This window comes from Acrocarpospora corrugata (assembly GCF_009687845.1).
GTDB lineage: Bacteria > Actinomycetota > Actinomycetes > Streptosporangiales > Streptosporangiaceae > Acrocarpospora > Acrocarpospora corrugata.
The window spans coordinates 190914-206348 of the sequence record NZ_BLAD01000044.1 but is presented as its reverse complement, the minus strand read 5'-3'; the positions used below and the strand labels follow the sequence as shown (position 1 = coordinate 206348).

At 70.1% G+C, this 15435-nt stretch carries 10 protein-coding genes and 1 pseudogene; 8 read left to right on the top strand and 3 right to left on the bottom strand.

Annotated elements, in window-relative coordinates:
* Positions 1–40: 40 nt before the first annotated feature.
* Complete coding sequence (locus Acor_RS42130; RefSeq protein WP_170316879.1) at positions 41–358, bottom strand: DUF7737 domain-containing protein; 318 nt, start codon at positions 356–358, stop codon at positions 41–43.
* 239 nt (positions 359–597) lie between these two features.
* On the opposite strand from Acor_RS42130, the gene Acor_RS12440 reads away from it, so the two are divergent.
* From Acor_RS12440 to Acor_RS12430, 3 genes are all read left to right on the top strand, one after another.
* Positions 598–1152, top strand: a complete 555-nt coding sequence (locus Acor_RS12440) for a hypothetical protein (RefSeq protein ID WP_174876138.1) — start codon at positions 598–600, stop codon at positions 1150–1152.
* 312 nt (positions 1153–1464) lie between these two features.
* Entirely contained in the window at positions 1465–2265 is an 801-nt protein-coding gene (locus Acor_RS12435) for a hypothetical protein (protein WP_155336754.1), read from the top strand.
* 108 nt (positions 2266–2373) lie between these two features.
* The gene (locus Acor_RS12430; protein WP_155336753.1) at positions 2374–3123 is read left to right on the top strand and encodes a hypothetical protein; all 750 of its coding nucleotides are present in this window, start codon (positions 2374–2376) and stop codon (positions 3121–3123) included.
* A 222-nt stretch (positions 3124–3345) separates the two neighbouring features.
* Here Acor_RS12430 and Acor_RS12425 read toward each other — a convergent pair whose 3' ends face one another.
* Positions 3346–3753, bottom strand: a complete 408-nt coding sequence (locus Acor_RS12425) for a VOC family protein (protein ID WP_155336752.1) — start codon at positions 3751–3753, stop codon at positions 3346–3348.
* A gap of 103 nt (positions 3754–3856) precedes the next feature.
* Between Acor_RS12425 and Acor_RS12420 the strand changes: the two genes are divergently transcribed.
* From Acor_RS12420 to Acor_RS12400, 5 genes and pseudogenes are all read left to right on the top strand, one after another.
* Positions 3857–4735: a sulfotransferase family protein gene (locus tag Acor_RS12420; protein WP_155336751.1), complete on the top strand. Its 879-nt coding sequence runs from the start codon at positions 3857–3859 to the stop codon at positions 4733–4735.
* Between the two features lie 37 nt (positions 4736–4772).
* Positions 4773–6374, top strand: coding sequence for a sulfatase-like hydrolase/transferase (locus Acor_RS12415; RefSeq protein WP_155336750.1), 1602 nt, complete (start codon positions 4773–4775; stop codon positions 6372–6374).
* A gap of 140 nt (positions 6375–6514) precedes the next feature.
* Entirely contained in the window at positions 6515–7087 is a 573-nt protein-coding gene (locus Acor_RS12410; protein WP_155336749.1) for a hypothetical protein, read from the top strand.
* Complete coding sequence (locus tag Acor_RS12405) at positions 7084–7299, top strand: hypothetical protein (protein ID WP_155336748.1); 216 nt, start codon at positions 7084–7086, stop codon at positions 7297–7299. The genes Acor_RS12410 and Acor_RS12405 overlap by 4 nt, the downstream gene beginning before the upstream one ends.
* Positions 7242–8038, top strand: a pseudogene (locus Acor_RS12400) (endo-1,4-beta-xylanase). The gene Acor_RS12405 and the pseudogene Acor_RS12400 overlap by 58 nt, the downstream one beginning before the upstream one ends.
* A gap of 3 nt (positions 8039–8041) precedes the next feature.
* On the opposite strand, the gene Acor_RS12395 reads toward Acor_RS12400, so the two are convergent.
* Positions 8042–15394 carry a SpvB/TcaC N-terminal domain-containing protein gene (locus Acor_RS12395; RefSeq protein ID WP_218034246.1) on the bottom strand — a complete coding sequence of 2451 codons (7353 nt, stop codon included), beginning with the start codon at positions 15392–15394 and terminating at the stop codon, positions 8042–8044.
* Positions 15395–15435: the final 41 nt, after the last annotated feature.

Sequence of the window (15435 nt, the reverse complement as noted above, 5' to 3'; positions counted from 1 at the left end):
TGGGTCGCGCTGACGGAGGCTTTCTCGCCATTCGTGATGATCACCTGCCCGCCTGGTGCCGGTGGGACCGACCAGGCGGTGGGGTAGATACCGCAGGCGCAGTGTCTGAGCGGTCGTTCAGCCGAGCTGCCGGAGTGATCGTCGGGTCGGTGATCGCCGTGTCGTCGACCAGGAAGAACGCCTTCGACAGGATCACCGACAGCGTCCCCCCGTCCTCCTCGAACGGCAGGAACACCGATCCGGCCGCGCCGGGACGATGCACGGGTACGTGTCGTTGGGCTCCATCAGGATGTTCGCCGTCGTAGTCCCTTTCACGGAGTGTTTGGGCGTCGCCAGCCGCGAAGAGGAGTTCATCCATCAGGTCAGCTTCAGGGCTGTCGCAAAGTTCGCTTCATAACGGAGGACCTGCATCCAGGTCGCCGATCTTCTCGGCGAACACCCTCGCGGACGGCAGAGCGACCGTGGTCTTCCACCTCCGTTTGGACATGCAGCGCTTTCCATGGCGCACTGACACGTTTCTTGCTGGCACCCCTCGTCGGTGGGGCGGGCGGGTTAGGATCGCAGCGTCCTTCGGGGGGAATGCGAAGGAGAGGGGCAGTGGTGGAGATCGCTGAGATGGCTGCGCTGGTGGTCCCGTACATCACGGCCGCGGTCGGCGCCTATGGGGCGGCGGTGTGGACCAAGACCCAGGAGTTGGCGGCGGAGGAGACGGCCGGGTGGGGGCGGCGGATGCTGCAGCGGCTGGCCGGGCGCCCTGAGTCGCGGCCGGCGTTGGAGAGTGCGGTCGCCGACGTTGAAGCCGACGCGAACGACGGCGACGCGGTGGCGGCGCTGCGGATGCAGGTGAAAAAGGCGCTGGCGGCTGATCCGGAGCTGGCGGCCGAGATCGCGACGATGCTGGCGGCGGCTTCGCCGGTGACCGCGGGTGCGGGCAGTCAGGTGATCTCCGGCAGTCACATCGTTGGGGATGTGAATCAGATCGGCTCGGCCCGTGATGTGTCGATCACCGGCCGGGGCGGCGTCTCGGTGCGTGGGAACAACTCCGGGATCGTCTCGACCGGGGACGGGGCGCGCAACGTGCAGATGAACGCGGAGGCGTCGGGGCAGGGCCGGGTGTATCAGGCCGGCGGTGACCAGACCGTAAACGAGTGATGATCGCCCGGCCTGCTGATCCCCCGGGACGAAGGGGACGCCTCCAGCCGGATGGAGGCGTCGGTCTCGGGGCAGGGCCGGGTGTATCGGGCCGGAGGCGACTAGACCGTCCATGAGAGCACATCAACGTGATCGGCACTGGCCTGCCCGATCTCCCCACCGGAGTCCGGCCGCTTCGCATCCTGATCAGCCTGACCGTGACGACGACCCCACCCGAGTAATCAGCCGAAGACGGCCCAGCGCTACCCGGCGCATACGGCCGGCGTCGGGGGCCTGCCATTGAGGCATCGCCTGACCCGGGAGAATAGTTGGATGTCCCAGTCATCGCCTCCGCTGTCAGACAGATGGTCGGTCGCACCTTCCACTGCCACCGACTGGCTGCGAGAACTCGCCGGCGACGGCCTCACCGGCTTCATGCCGCCGGCACTCCCGGATGCAGGCTGGGTGCTGAACTCCATGTACGAGCACGATCAGGCCCCTGCCGATATCTCCTACGACGAAGTTCACCGCGCCGCGATCGCGGACGGAAGCGTGCCCCCCGAGATCGTCGGTGGCATCGACATGAACACTGTGGGAACCGTCATCGGAGGAGGTCTAGGCCGCGCCCAGCACCCCGGGCCCGGCTGGAGGCGGCTACGCTGGGCCGAACTTGCGCGACGCAGCGGCGACCCGGTAGTCCCCGACGGCCTCCTGCCTTGCTACCGCTGCTTCCCTTCCGTCCCTATCAACGGCAGCTGGCCCGTCTCGATCGCTCCGCCAACCGAGGGCAGCATGGACCGCGAGACCTGGAACCACCTGATCGGCCTGCTCTGTGCCCATAGTCCTGCGGGTGCGGACACGCGCTGTTTGGCCTACTACAGTCCCCTGATGCTCGGGGCTACCGATTTCGAAAACCTCCATGTGCGTGCGGGTCGCCTCGGCGATGCCGAGATCTTGTACGACAACCCCGAGGTCGACTTCAGCCCATCCAACTTCTGGCCTGAGGACCGCTCATGGATCATCTGCACTGACTACGACCTGTGGGCCACCAAGGTGGCCGGGCCCACCTCGCTCATCGACGCACTGCTGAAAGACTCCGAGATCGAAGCGGTACGGCTGCCCTGGGCGCAATGACTGGCGCCGTAAGGAGACCGCTAGGTACTTCAGGGACGCCGGAAAGTTCGTCGGCCGCAGCCCTATGATCACCGGGTGGCTTTGCCGAGGATCGCAACGATCGTCCTGATGCTCGCCCTGACGGCCGGCTGCGGAGGCGGCGATGCGGTCACGGCGCGAACGCCCGCCGAGGCGGTGACTCAGCGGATGACGGGCTCAACCGGTGTGAAGGTCGCCAGGCTCGTCCGCCTGGATTACGGGGAGAGCGTGTTCACCCCTCCAGCGGAGGACGACTACATCGTGCCGGTCGACATCGGCGAATACAACGAGAGCCGTACCACTGGAGCGCTCGGCGCGACCGCCTCCGACCTGACCGCGACCCACTACCAAACCAACGTCCCCGATGAGCTGAAAGGCATTTTCCCGACCGACCTGTCCTCCATGACGACCCGGACGATCTCGATCGCAGGCTCCGGCACCTACAGGTACCGGGCTGATCGGCAGGATGTCCCCGCGGGCAAGTCCTGGCTTCACAGCCGCAACTCCGAGTGTGAGCAATTGTTGCGCGCTATCGACTCGCTCAGCGTACGCGGCCTCGTCTCACCCGAGGTGCTGCGAAAGCTGGCGGCCCCGGCTCCCTCTCCGGGGGAGGTCATCGACGGAGTCGTCACCGTCGTGCACGCCGGGAGCGGCTCGCAGGCGGAATTCGGCATCGAGATTCCATACGGCGATCCCGTATGGCCAAGCGGCTGCGCGAGCAGTTCGGCTCGATACAGATCTCCTGGCAGTTGTGGGTCGGACCGGACCGGCTTCCCCGTCGAGTGCGCCTCACCTCGACCGATCCCATGGCCCAGGACGGCCAGCCCGGGACCATTGTGACCGAGGTCGAATTCACCGACTGGGGCAGCGATGTGCTCATCGACTCCCCGCCGCCCGACCAGGTGCACGAGACCGGGGCCTGTCTTGGCCTGGAGCCACACTGAGCCGTCGGAGCTCGGTCAGCCATCGCTCGCATCGCCGGCTGAGCTTGAAGCTGAGGCCCACCATCAACGCCGTCGCGATCGGGCTCCCCGCCGCAGGGACAGGATTCGCGGTCACCAGTTAATCGCCCTGCTTCTGGGACGGGCCGAGCAGGTCCCACCGATTACCGGCGACGTCGAGAAACACGACCACATTCCCGTAGGGTTCCGCCCGTGGTGAGGTGACGAACTGGACCCCTGCGGCCCGCATTCGCTCGTAGGCGTCATCGAAATCGCCCACCCGCAGAAAGAATCCGACCCGACCGGCGACCTGATCCCCGAGGGCCTCCACCTGGCGCTCACCGTCCGCCTGAGCCAGCAGAACGCCTGTCCCGCCCTCAGGAGGACGAACGACGACCCACCGTTTGGGACGGCCATCGTTGGTCAGCGAGGGCGAGTCCTCCACCAGCTCGAATCCCAGGACGTCGACGAAGAACGAGATCGCCTGGTCGTATTCCGGAACGATGATGGTAACCAGCTCGATGCGCACCACCGTGATCCTAAGAGTGGCGGCCACCTTCGTCACATGATCTCAGGGCTCTCCCAGGTGTTGTTCACCCTCACGTAAGAGAGCACCTCTACCTTCGCTGACCATGAACTGGAAGCACAAGGTCAACTCGACCTTGAAGGATTTGACCGGGTACACGATCAAGCGGTCGGTGCTGATCCCGCCGCCGCCCCCCGTCGCTCCGCCGGTCGTGTCCACGCGGGCCCCCGGCGACGTCGTGCGGCCGCCCGCCGATCCCGCCGTCGACCGGCTGCTGAGCGAACCGGTGTTCGTGCTCTCGTCCGTACGCTCCGGGTCGACGTTGCTGCGGGTGATGCTGAACTGCCATTCCCAGATCCACGCCCCGCACGAGCTGCACATCCGCCGTCTCGCGGTCGACCTGCCGACCGAGCCGCTGCGGCAGGCGATGGACGCGCTCGGCCACAGCCAGAGCGACATCGAGCACATCCTCTGGGACCGCATGCTCCACCGCGAACTGGTCAAAAGCGGGAAGAAGATCCTGGTCGAGAAGACCCCGAGCAACGTCTTCGCCTGGAAGCGCATCCTGACCTGCTGGCCGGACGCCCGCATCATCTTCCTGATCAGGCACCCGATGTCGATCGCGCAGTCCTGGCACGAGGCCGATCCGGAGCGGCGTCCCATGGAGGAGGCGCTCCGGCACACGCTCAACTACATGACCTACCTGGAGGAGGCGCGGCAGCGGCTGCCCGGCCTCACGGTCCGCTACGAGAGCCTCACCGAGAGCCCGGCCACCGAGCTCGGGCGGATCTGCGAATTCCTGGGGGCCGGATGGGAGCCGGGCATGCTCCAGTACGGCGACCGCGGCGAGGAGTTCGTCAAGGGCATCGGCGACTGGCGGGAGAAGATCAGATCCGGTACGGTCCAGCACGGCAGGCCCCTTCCGGCCGCCGAAGACGTCCCCGAGATCCTGCACGACATGTGCCGCACATGGAACTACCTGTAACGCCGTGAACCAGCCCCACCACCAGAAACAAGGATCAATGCTGCCCACCACCAGACGTGGATTCCTAGCGGGCACGGGAGGCGTGCTCGCGGCCGGGCTCGCCTCCGCGAGCTCGGCCGGGACGGCGGCGGCGCGTGCCCGCACCCCGCTCAACTTCGTCATCGTCCTCGCCGACGACATGGGCTGGGGTGAGATCGGCTGTTACGGGCAGCGCAAGATCGTGACCCCCCACCTCGACCGCCTGGCGGCCGAGGGCGTCCGGTTCACCAGCGCGTACGCCGGTTCCTCGCTGTGCGCGCCGTCCCGCTGCGCGCTGCTGACCGGCCTGCACACCGGGCACGGCACCGTGCGCGAGAACCCGGAGGGCGGGCCGCAGCGCTCCCTCGGCGCCGCCGACCTCACTTTCGCGGAGCTGGTCAGGCTGGCCGGCTACCGGACGGCCCTGCTGGGCAAGTGGGGATTCGGCCCCGAGGCTCCGGGCCAGGACTCCCACCCCAACGTCCGGGGATACGACGAGTTCTTCGGTTACATCACCCACAGCCACGCCCATCAGTACTGGCCGTCCTACCTGTGGCACAACGGGGACAAGGTCGCCGTCGACGGCCGGACGTACGCGCCCGATCTGCTCCGCGACCGGGCCGTCTCGTTCATCAAGGAGGCCGCCGGGCAGCCTTTCCTGCTGCACTTCGCCACCAACCTGCCGCACTCCCCGAGCGAGATCCCGGGCGACAGCGGCCGGTACGCGCACGAGCCGTGGACCCGCCCCAACCGCCGCCACGCCGCCCAGGTGACCCGGCTGGACTCGCATGTCGGCGACATCGTCCAGGCGCTCCGCGACGCCGGCGTGGCGGACTCGACGGTGCTGCTGTTCACCGCCGACAACGGGCCGCACCACGAGAAGGGCGTCGACCCGGCGATCTTCGACTCGAACGGGCCGTTCCGCGGGGTCAAGCGCCAGCTCTACGACGGCGGCATCCGGGTCCCCATGATCGCCTGGTCGCCGTCTCTCGCCGCGAAGGTCGTGCACGAGCCGGTGGCGCTGTGGGACGTTCTGCCGACGCTCGCCGACTTCGCCCGGATCCCCGTTCCGGCCAACCTGGACGGGAAGTCGTTCCGCCCCCTGCTGACCGGCTCCCGCTACTCCGGTCATGAGTTCCTGCTGTGGAACCGGCCGCGCAAGATGCAGGCGATCAGGCGCGGCCACTGGAAGCTGCTCCGCTTCGCCCCGCACATCGCCGGCGCCGGCCCAGAAGGCCGCATCGAGCTGTACGACCTGCGCGGCGACCGCGGCGAACGCCACAACGTCGCCGCGAACCATCCACAGCTCGTCACCGAACTCACCGAACTCCTGGACCGGTCGATCGGCCCCGATCCGCGGGTGCCGTACGGCCTGCGGGTCCGGGAGGAGGCGGGCGAACTGGCGGCGACCCTGGTCAACGGCTCGGCGACCCCGTGGCGGAAGGTACGGCTGAGCCTCCCCGGCGGCCTGAGCGAAGGCTCCGGCGCGCAGGCGGACGAACTGGCGCCCGGGGAGTCCCTCACGGCCACGTTCCCCCTGACCGCCCGGGACGACTTCGCCCAGGCGAAATTCACCGCGAACGGCCGGGCGGTGATGTTCCGGGCCCGAGTTCCGGGCTGATCCCCGCAATGCCATCAAACGATGGCTTGCCTCCCCGCCGCGGGTGCTTCTCTGACCGTTGGGAGTAACGGCGAGGGAGGTCCCTGATGTCCTACGAAACAGACGAGCTGAGGCCAGGCAGGAACTCGGACCGGAGCGCGGTGACGGTCGCCGTCATCGGCGCCGTCGCCTCCGTCGTGGTGGGCCTGCTCACGGTGGTCGGGGCAACCCTTTTCAAGGGCTCGGACGAAGTGCCGTCGCCCGTCCCCGCGCCCACCACGTCGGCACCGGCCACGCCGACGACCGGTTCCCCGACCCCGGCTCCCAAGCCGTCCCCGTCGCCCACCGGGCCGCCCGTCAGGCGATCGGGGGACATCGCCATGAAGGCGGGCTTGGGCTACGACCTGGATTCCCTGGCGTCGAATTGGAAGCCGACCGACGGCAATTGGTACGAAATCCAGGACCTCGGTTACTTCTCGGGCAATGGTGGCCACATCCTCGGCCCGCGAAATGACGGAAAACGGGTCGCGGTGCTCGGCGAGTCAGACGCACCCGGATACACGGACTGCACCAAAGCCAAATACCACCGCGCGGATGAACTCTTCGCCAGCAACGAGCGGATCAGCGGTGGCCGGGCCATCTGCGTCGTCACCTCGGCCGACCGGTACGCACTGCTGAAGATCACCAGCAGCACCTCCAACCAAGTTAAAGCGGAAGTCACTGTCTGGCAGTGAGAAAGGGGTCCACCACCTGGTTTGGCGACTCGCTCGTCAATCCCGAACTCGGCAAGGTGGTCGGCCTGATCTCCAAGTACCCGCCGCCCGGCACCGACCTCACCCCCGGCCACTTCGGCAAGATCGACGTGCTGCGCACGGCCAGTAAGGGCTGGTGCAAGTTGTCGTTGAGGCCACCAGGGGTGTGCCCGACTGGTCGGGGGCGGATCTGATCGTCGCGACCGCGCGTCGTGCCGGGCAGGCGGTCCGCGGCCACACGCTGGTGTGGGGGGAGGGCATCCCCGCGTGGGTCACCGGTGGCGGCTTCACCGCAGCCAGCTCCGGGCGATCCTGCGGGAGCACGTGACCGTCCAGGTGACCCGATACCGCGGCAAAGTGGCGTCCTGGGACGTGGTGAACGAGGTGCTGGCCGAGGACGGCACCCTCGCCGACACCTTCTGGCCGCGCCGGCTGGGCCCCGGATACATCGCGGACGCGTTCCGCTGGGCGCACCAGGCCGACCCCAAGGCCAGGCTCTACCTCAACGAGTACGACCTGGAGACCTCGGCGGCCAAGCGCGCGGGCGCGCTGGACCTGGTGACGCGGCTGCGCCGGACCGGCGTCCCGGTTCACGGCGTCGGCGTGCAGGCGCACCTCAGCGTGGAGCTGGGCCTGCCCGCCGAGCTGGCCGGCGCACTGCGGCGCTTCTCCGACTCCGGGTTCGACGTCGCGATCACCGAGCTCGACGTGCGGATGGTGCTCCCGGCGACTTCGCGCAAGCTGGCGGCTCAGGCGGCGATCTACCAGGGCGCCTTCGACGCCTGCGCGCGGGCCCGCCGCTGCGTCGAGTTCACCACCTGGGGTTTCACCGACAGGCACTCCTGGATCCCGGAGTTCCTCCCCGGCCAAGGCGCCGCGCCTGACGCCGAAACCCGCGTACCCGAGCCTGGTCGGCAGAACCGGCCCAGATAGCGATCAGGGCTTGCGTGTGTAGAGGCCGGCCTTGCGGCGCATCTCGTTGGACTTGGCGATGGCGTTGCCGTCGGCCCGGTTGGTGCTGGCCGACTCCGGACGCAGCCGCACCTTTTCGCCTGCCTGGGTCTGGGACAGGGGGGAGCGGTGCCCCACGTCGTATTTGCCCGGGCCATGGTAGAACTCGCCCTTCTGCTGGGCGACCTCGCGCATCTTCTTGGTGACGCCGCGGTAGCTGCCGGGCTTGAGGTTGACCTTGGGTGCGCGGGCCTCGCCGGCCCGGGTCGCGATCTTGTCGATCGGCAGGATGTTCACGGTGGGGACGTCCGGCACGACGTCCTTGGCCGCGGAGGCCGCCGCTTTCGCGCCGCCGCCTCCGGTGGTGGCGGCTTTGGTCCCGGCGGCGGCCTCCTCGGCCGCCTCCAGGACTCGCCCGGCTTCCACGCCCGCGCCCGGTCCGCCCGCGCCGACGAACATGAAGGCCGGCGCCCGTACGGCCCGGCGGAGAAACGGGGTGGCGACCTCCACGGCTTTGCCGACGCCTAGTGTGGCCACTTCCAGGACCAGGTTCTTGCCCAGTTCCTTGCCGACTTCGGCGGCGCCCCCGTAGTGCTCGTCCGTCTTGAACTGGGGGCCGCCGACCCAGCTGGCGGGGCCGTTCCACAGGCCCTTGCCGAACTGGACGACGTCGCCGACCTCGATGTGGCCCATGCCCTCCGCGCGCCGCAGCGCCTCCGGATCGGAGACGGCCGGTTCGAACTCGGGCTTCTTGGGGGCGGGTGGCGGCGGGGGAGGCGGCGGCGGTGGGGGAGCGGGTTTGGCGGCCTTCGAGGGGATGCTGGAGGGCCCGGACAGGCTGGCGGCCGGGATGCTGGACGCGGGGGCGCCGCCGTCCGGGTCGATCCAGGTCAGCGGGGTCGGCTGGCCGCTGGGCGTGAGGATCGGGGTGCCTTCCGTGCCGGTCGGGTCGGTGTTGCCGATCGGGTTGTCGTGCGCGTATCGGTAGAGGTTGGTGCCGTCGGCCAGGCCGCGTGGATCGCAGCTCGCCCACCGCCCGAGCCACGGCGCGTAGTAGCGGGCGCCGTGGTAGCTCAGGCCGGTCTCCTCGTCGCGCTCCTTGCCGGTGAAGCGGTAACGCTTCGGGGATTCGACCTGGCCGCTCACGGCCTGGTACGACGTGCTGCCGTACGGCGTGAACTCCTCATAGGACAGCACCCGGGCCTGGCCGTCGAGTTCGAGGCGGGCCGAGCCGAGCCGGTCGCCGAACTGGAACCGGATCAGCTGGTCCGGCCCGGCGGTGCCGAGGGTGCGCGTCTCGATCATGGCCAGGCGGCGGCCGTCGTGCGTGAGGTGCGTCGTCTCGCGTTCGAACGCGGCGGCGCCGTTCTGGGTCCGCCGGTAGATCTCGAAGTCGCCCAGGTAGAGCCGCTCCTCGACCAGGCCGGACGGCTTCTCCCAGACCTTGCGCACCCGTTCGCCGTCGGCGTCGTAGACGTAGTGGACGGCGCCGCCTCCCTCCAGGTCGCTCCGGACCAGCTGGTCGAAATGGTCCCAGAACAGGTTGGCGTCCGGGCCGCGCAGGTGCGGCATCCGGGTGGCGTTGCCGTGCGCGTCGTAGGCGTACCGCTCGGGGGTCGCCGCGTCGTCCTGGCCGGTCACCGTGCTGGTGAGGCGGTCACTCGGGGAGCCGTCGAGGGAGCTGGGTTCCGCGTAGTCGTAGCGGCGGGTCCAGCCGGAGGAGCCGGTGTGCCGCATGGTGAGGATATTGCCCGCGGCGTCGTAGCCGTACCGCTCGGTGTAGCGGCCCATCGCGGCGCCGTCGCCCGGGTGCGGCAGCCGCAGGCGCGGCGCGTCGCCGGGGGAGTGCGGGATCGGCGCCTGGTTCTGCCCCAGGTGCTCGCGGCCGGTGGCCTCGATCAGCCGGTAGATCGCGTCATAGGTGAAGTCGGCGGCGGGCTCGACCAGCCGGCCGGCGAAGAAGATCCGCTGCTGGGCGTCGTCGCGCTGGTGGACGAGGTTGCCGGCCGGGTCGTAGGTGTAGCCGAGGTCCTGCACCGGGTTCGCGTCGGCGGGGAAGCCCGTCCGCGTCGTGAGCATGCGGGTGAGCCGGAACGTGCGCGGATCATAGGTGTACGACGTGGTCGCGCCGTTGCCGTAGTCGATCCGCACCCGCCGGCCCAGCGCGTCGTAGTCGACGGCGGTGACGAACGGCGTCGGCACGCCGCGGAGGTCGGCGTCCAGGCGCGCGACCAGACCGGCCTCGTCGTACGCCGTCCTGACCACGGTCGCCGCCATCGACGGCGTGTGCGGCGTGGACCTGGCGAGCGGCCGGTCGAGCGCGTCGTAGCTGGTCGTGGACGTGTAGCCGGCCGTTTCCAGGAAGGGGGCCAGCGCGGCCTCCAGGTTCTCGTCCGGGAGGTCAGGCCAGCCGACCGTCTCCCGGTATCGGGTTCCGTTCGTGAGCCGGCGGGTGGTCCGCAGCGGGTTGCCCTTGAAGTCGTGTTCCTCCGTCGTGAGGGCTCCGGCCTGGTCGAGGCGCAGGTAGGCGACGCCGCGCAGGTTGCGTTCGACTGCCTCGGGGTGCCGCTCGCCGTAGACCAGGCGTTCGACCAGCCGTTCGCCGTCCGGGCCGGAGACGAAGGTCCGCAGCGGGCGGCGGAGCAGGTCGTATTCGGTACGGAAGACGTGGCCGCGCTGGTCCCACGCGCGCAGCGGCTGCCCGAGCACGTCGCTCAGCAGCCAGCGGGCGCCGCGGTCCATGCCGTGCTGGTGGATCCGGTGGCCCATCAGGTCGTGCCGGTAGCGCATGACCACCCGGCCCGCCGCGTCCAGGACGGCCCGCTGGTTGCCCTCGATGTCGAGCTGGGTGGTGGTCGTCAGGAGCAGATGCCGGTCCGGATGGTCAGGGTCGGGGCCGTTGTCGGCGACGTTCTGGACGGGCCGTCCGAGCACGTCGACATGGGCGGCGGCCGGGGTGCGGGCGTGGGCGGCGGCCTTCGCGGCGGCGGAACGCTCCTCGGGGCCCAGGTCCCCGTTCTCGCGTTCGCCGTGCCAGGTGCGCCACCCGTCCGGCAGACCGGCGAAGAACCCCGCCACATATCCGGAAATATCCGGATCGGTGCGGGGGTCGTCGAGCACCGTGTCGTTCGCGTCCCACGTGACGTGCCGCCAGGGGTCGAAGACCGACTTCTGGTAACTGCGGTCGGGATGCAGGGTGGCGACGACCCGGCCGAGCGGGTCGTAGAACACGACGGGGCTGACCCCGGCCCGCACGCCGGACTCGAAGCGGTGGGTCGCGCTGAAGAACGGCTCGAACGTGCGGACGGGCAGGCCCTTGTTGTTGTGGACGGTCCAGCCGCTGACCACCCAGCGCCCCGCCCCGGCCCGCCGCTTGTTCTGCACGTTCCGGCCGAGCCCGTCCGAGTAGGAGAGGCTGAGCTGCACCCTCGTCGGGGTGCCCGCCGGCAGGTCGGCGTCGTGCGTCTCCCGGGCGAGCGTGCACACGGCGGCGGGCTGTCCGGGGGTCCGCCGGTGGGCGAACACGTCGTAGACCAGCCGGGTGGTCGCCCGGCCGAGCAGGGCGGCGGGATCGGCCGGCGGCGCGTCCAGGAACGCGGCGATCTCCGCGTCGGTCAGATCGGGTTCGAGCCCGTCGAGCGTGTCACCCACGTCCTGGCCGGGCTTGCCGCGCACGGCGGTCGCGACCACCATCCCGAGGCAGTCGAAGGCGACCTGGGTCCTGTTGCCGTTCGGGTCCGTGATCAGGCTGGGCTGCAGGACCCGGTAGTCGTTGCCGGGCCTGGCCGGGTCGCGCTCGCCGACGGTGACCCGGTTGCCGGCCGCGTCCCGGGTCTCGGCGATCAGCAGGTCGTGCTCGTCGTAGCGGATGAAGCTCGCGTTCTGGAACGGATCCCGCGTACGACATGGCAGGAAAAAATGGTCCTTCGCATGGCTGAACTCCTGCGCGGCCGTGTCGCCGTCGTCTGGCGACAGGAAGACCCGGCCGGACGGAACCCACCAGAGCCCGTCCTGGTCGGCGGGGAATCCGGCGTCGTGGCTCGACAGGTAGCCGCCCGTGCGCAGGACGCCGCCGGGGTCCGGCAGCAGGGCGACGCCGTCGCGCCGGAAGACCTGGTCGAGCAGCCCGGTGGTGAGCGTCAGCGTGTAGGTCTCGCCGGGCAGAGCCCTCGGCTCCAGGTCGCCGAGCGGCAGCAGCGCGGACAGGTCGTCGGCCCGGTAGCGGACGCGGGTCCACTCGATCGGGCGGCGGCGCCTGCTCCCGGCCGCCGTCTCGTGGTAGCCGACCTCCGCCTCGAAGACGGCCAGGGGACGGCCCGACGCCGGATCGGGTCCGGCGAAATCGCCCGGCAGGTACAGCGGGCCGGTCAGCGGATAGCCGGTCAGCTCGAAGACGCGGGTCTGCGCGGGCAGCGGGGTGCGGTGGTCGTCCGGGCTGAGCACCGGCCCGGTCAGGGTGTTCTCGGTGTAAGTGATCAGCGGCGTGCGCTGCTCCTCGCGGACCTGCGGCCCCCGGCGGCCGTAGCCGATCGTCACGCTCTGGAGCACGTTGCCGAAGGCGTCCACGTCCAGGGTGATCGAGTGCCGTACGCGCGGATCGCCGGGGTCGCGCTCGTGCTGCCGTTCGACGGTCTCGGCCGGATGCGTCGAGAACACCGCGTGCGGGTTGGGGCCCCGGCGCTGCTCGACCCGGACGGCATAGCTGGTCTCGGTCACCTGGTACGGATGCTCCTGCCGGGGCCCGCCGTCCACGGCGTACACCTCCTGGCGGAGCATCGACCCCTTGAGCGCCCGATGGGCCTCTCGTTCCTCGTCGGCGGTCAGGCCGCCCGGCAGCGGGGGAGGGTTCAGCGAGCCCGGCGGCAGGTGGCCGGAGCCGGGCAGCCCGCCCGTGTGGAACCAGGTCCTGGTGCGCACCGGCGGCAGCCGCGCGGCCGGATCCTCGTTCTCCGCGCCGGTGAGGGCGCCGATCTCCTCGGTGTCCCACTGGTCGACCGCGCCGAAGCCGCGGAACTCACGCTCGTCGCCGTCGAAATGGCCGTGGTGATAGGCGTACCGGCTGACGAAGCGGTTCCGGCTGACCCGGTCCAGGGTCTCCACCTGCTCCACCACGTGCACCGGGAACGGCAGCCGGGTCGACCACGGCTCGCCGTCGCGCTCGTCCCGCTGGGAGAACTTCGTCGACGGCGCGTAGCCGACGAGGGTCTCCACGCCGAGGTTGTTGGCCGCCCTGATCAGCAGGTGCGGCTTCCGCTCGCCGGTCAGCCGCACGTAGCGCATCGGCCGGGCCGCGTCGCCCGGCAGCGGCGACGACCAGACCAGGCAGGCGGTCCCGTTCCCGAGCAGGTCGGTGACCTGGATCGACGCGACGTCGTCGACCGGCGGGAAGCCGTTCAGGCGCTCCGGCTCGCTCCAGCCGTTCCCTGACCGGTTGTAGTACAGGCGGACGCCGTCGCGGTGCAGGTAGATCAGGTCGGTGGTGCCGGTCCCGTCGATGTCGGCGAGCCGCACCCGGCGCTGGTCGAACTGGTCGGGGTCGTCGAACGGGCGCACGCCGTCCATGGTCACCTTGGCGCCGAAGCGGCCGTAGCCGAGGTTGGGCCAGTAGCAGATCTCGCCGTTCCTGATCCTGGCCAGATCGGTGAGGCCGTCGCCGCTGAAGTCGGCCAGGTAGATCGACTGCGTGCCGTCGGTGAAGACGAGCCGGGGACCGAGTTCCTCGTCGTAGGGCTGGGGGACGCGCAGGGCCGGGCCGAACCCGGCTTCCGCCATCGAAGGGTGCCACACGAACGCGTCGTCCTCGATCACGAGTACGTCCGGCTGGCCGTCGCCGGTCAGGTCGGTCAGCCGGATGTCCTCGCCGCTCAGTCCGCGGGCGGGACGGGAGGTGAACGGGCGGAAGGGCTGCCAGCCGAGGTCGCCGTCGTGCTCGTACAGGCCGGGCTCGGGGCCGTCCAGCACGACCAGGTCGGGGCTGCCGTCGCCGGCCAGGTCCATGAACTGCGCCCGGCCGCCGTCCAGGCCCGGGCTCGGCCTGGACGCCACCAGCTCCGCCGGCGCGAACGTGAGCGGTCCCGCCGGACTCAGATTGCGGACATACCACCAGGCGTCCGCCTGCTCGCTGAGGATGCCGGGGATGCCCTCGCCGCGCAGGTCGACCCACTGGTGGGCCGCGCCGACGCCGGCCGGCAGGCTTTCCAGCGCGGCCGGATCGACGTCCCGCACCAGCCGCGGCCCGTCCGGCCGCTCGTAGTCGAACTCCAGCGGCGGAAGGCTGCTCCGCCGGTAGCCGTCGCCGTCCCGCCGGTAGCCGGTCTGCGTGACCGAGCGCAGGAAGCTGTAGCCGGACTGGGTGGCGTAGGCCAGGTCGGTGGAGCGGACCAGGCCGTCGTACCCGCCCTCGCCGGGGACGTGGTGAAAAGTCAGGATCCGGCGGCACAGGCGGGTGGTGCGCACCTCGAAACGGGCCCGGTAGGCGGAGAACGGGTCGGTCCGGAACGACCAGTCGCCCAGGATCGCCGGGTCCGCCAGGTCGTGGTCGCCGTAGTCGAAGAGGACTTCGAACATGAAGCCGGCGTCTTCCGTGCCGGTGAATCGGGGGCGGTGGCCGGTCTCGGTCAGGAGAGGGCGGCGGTTGCCGTACTCGACGCGTTTGAGGTAGCGGTTGGCGGTGCGGTCGCCCCGGTTGCGCTCCGAAGGACGGGTGAGGTCGGCGCCCAGGCCGTTCTCGCGGGCGTAGCCGTAGCGGACGGCGTTGCCCTTGTCGTCGCGGGTCTCGCTGATCAGCCAGGTGAAGATCCGGGTGGGGTCCGCGGGGTCGGCGATCCTGGAGTCGGCGTCCACGCCGTACACGGTCAGGACGTTGTCCCTGGAGATCGACCGCCAGTGCACGTAGCCGTCCAGCCGGGTCCAGCGTTCGATCCGCGCGGACAGGCCGTCGATCCTGGGCCGATATCGCCGTACGGCGTAACGCGGATCGACGGTGGTGTCGTCGGGCCCGGCCGGCACCAGATCCTCGGACCCCGACAGCAGGAAGACGTCCGACTCGCCGTAGGTCGGCAGGCCCCGGTCGGTCCTGCGGGTGATCGACGGCAGCGACAGGCTCCAGCCGAACCCGAAGACGCCGTTGCCCGACCCCGAGTCGTACGACAGGGCGAGCTCCGGCCCCAGCCCGGATCGGTCGGGGCTGGTGGCGACGGGGACGGTCATCGCGCCCGTGCCGGTCGCCGGATTGGCCGCGAACGTCTCGCCGATGCCGCGGATCGCGCCGCCGCCCTTGGGCAGACTCACCGAGGGCGCGGGCCGGGATGCGCCGTGAATGTCCTCTGACGGCTGCACGGCACAACCCCCCGAATCTGTGGCAAGAGCTGTAACACCTA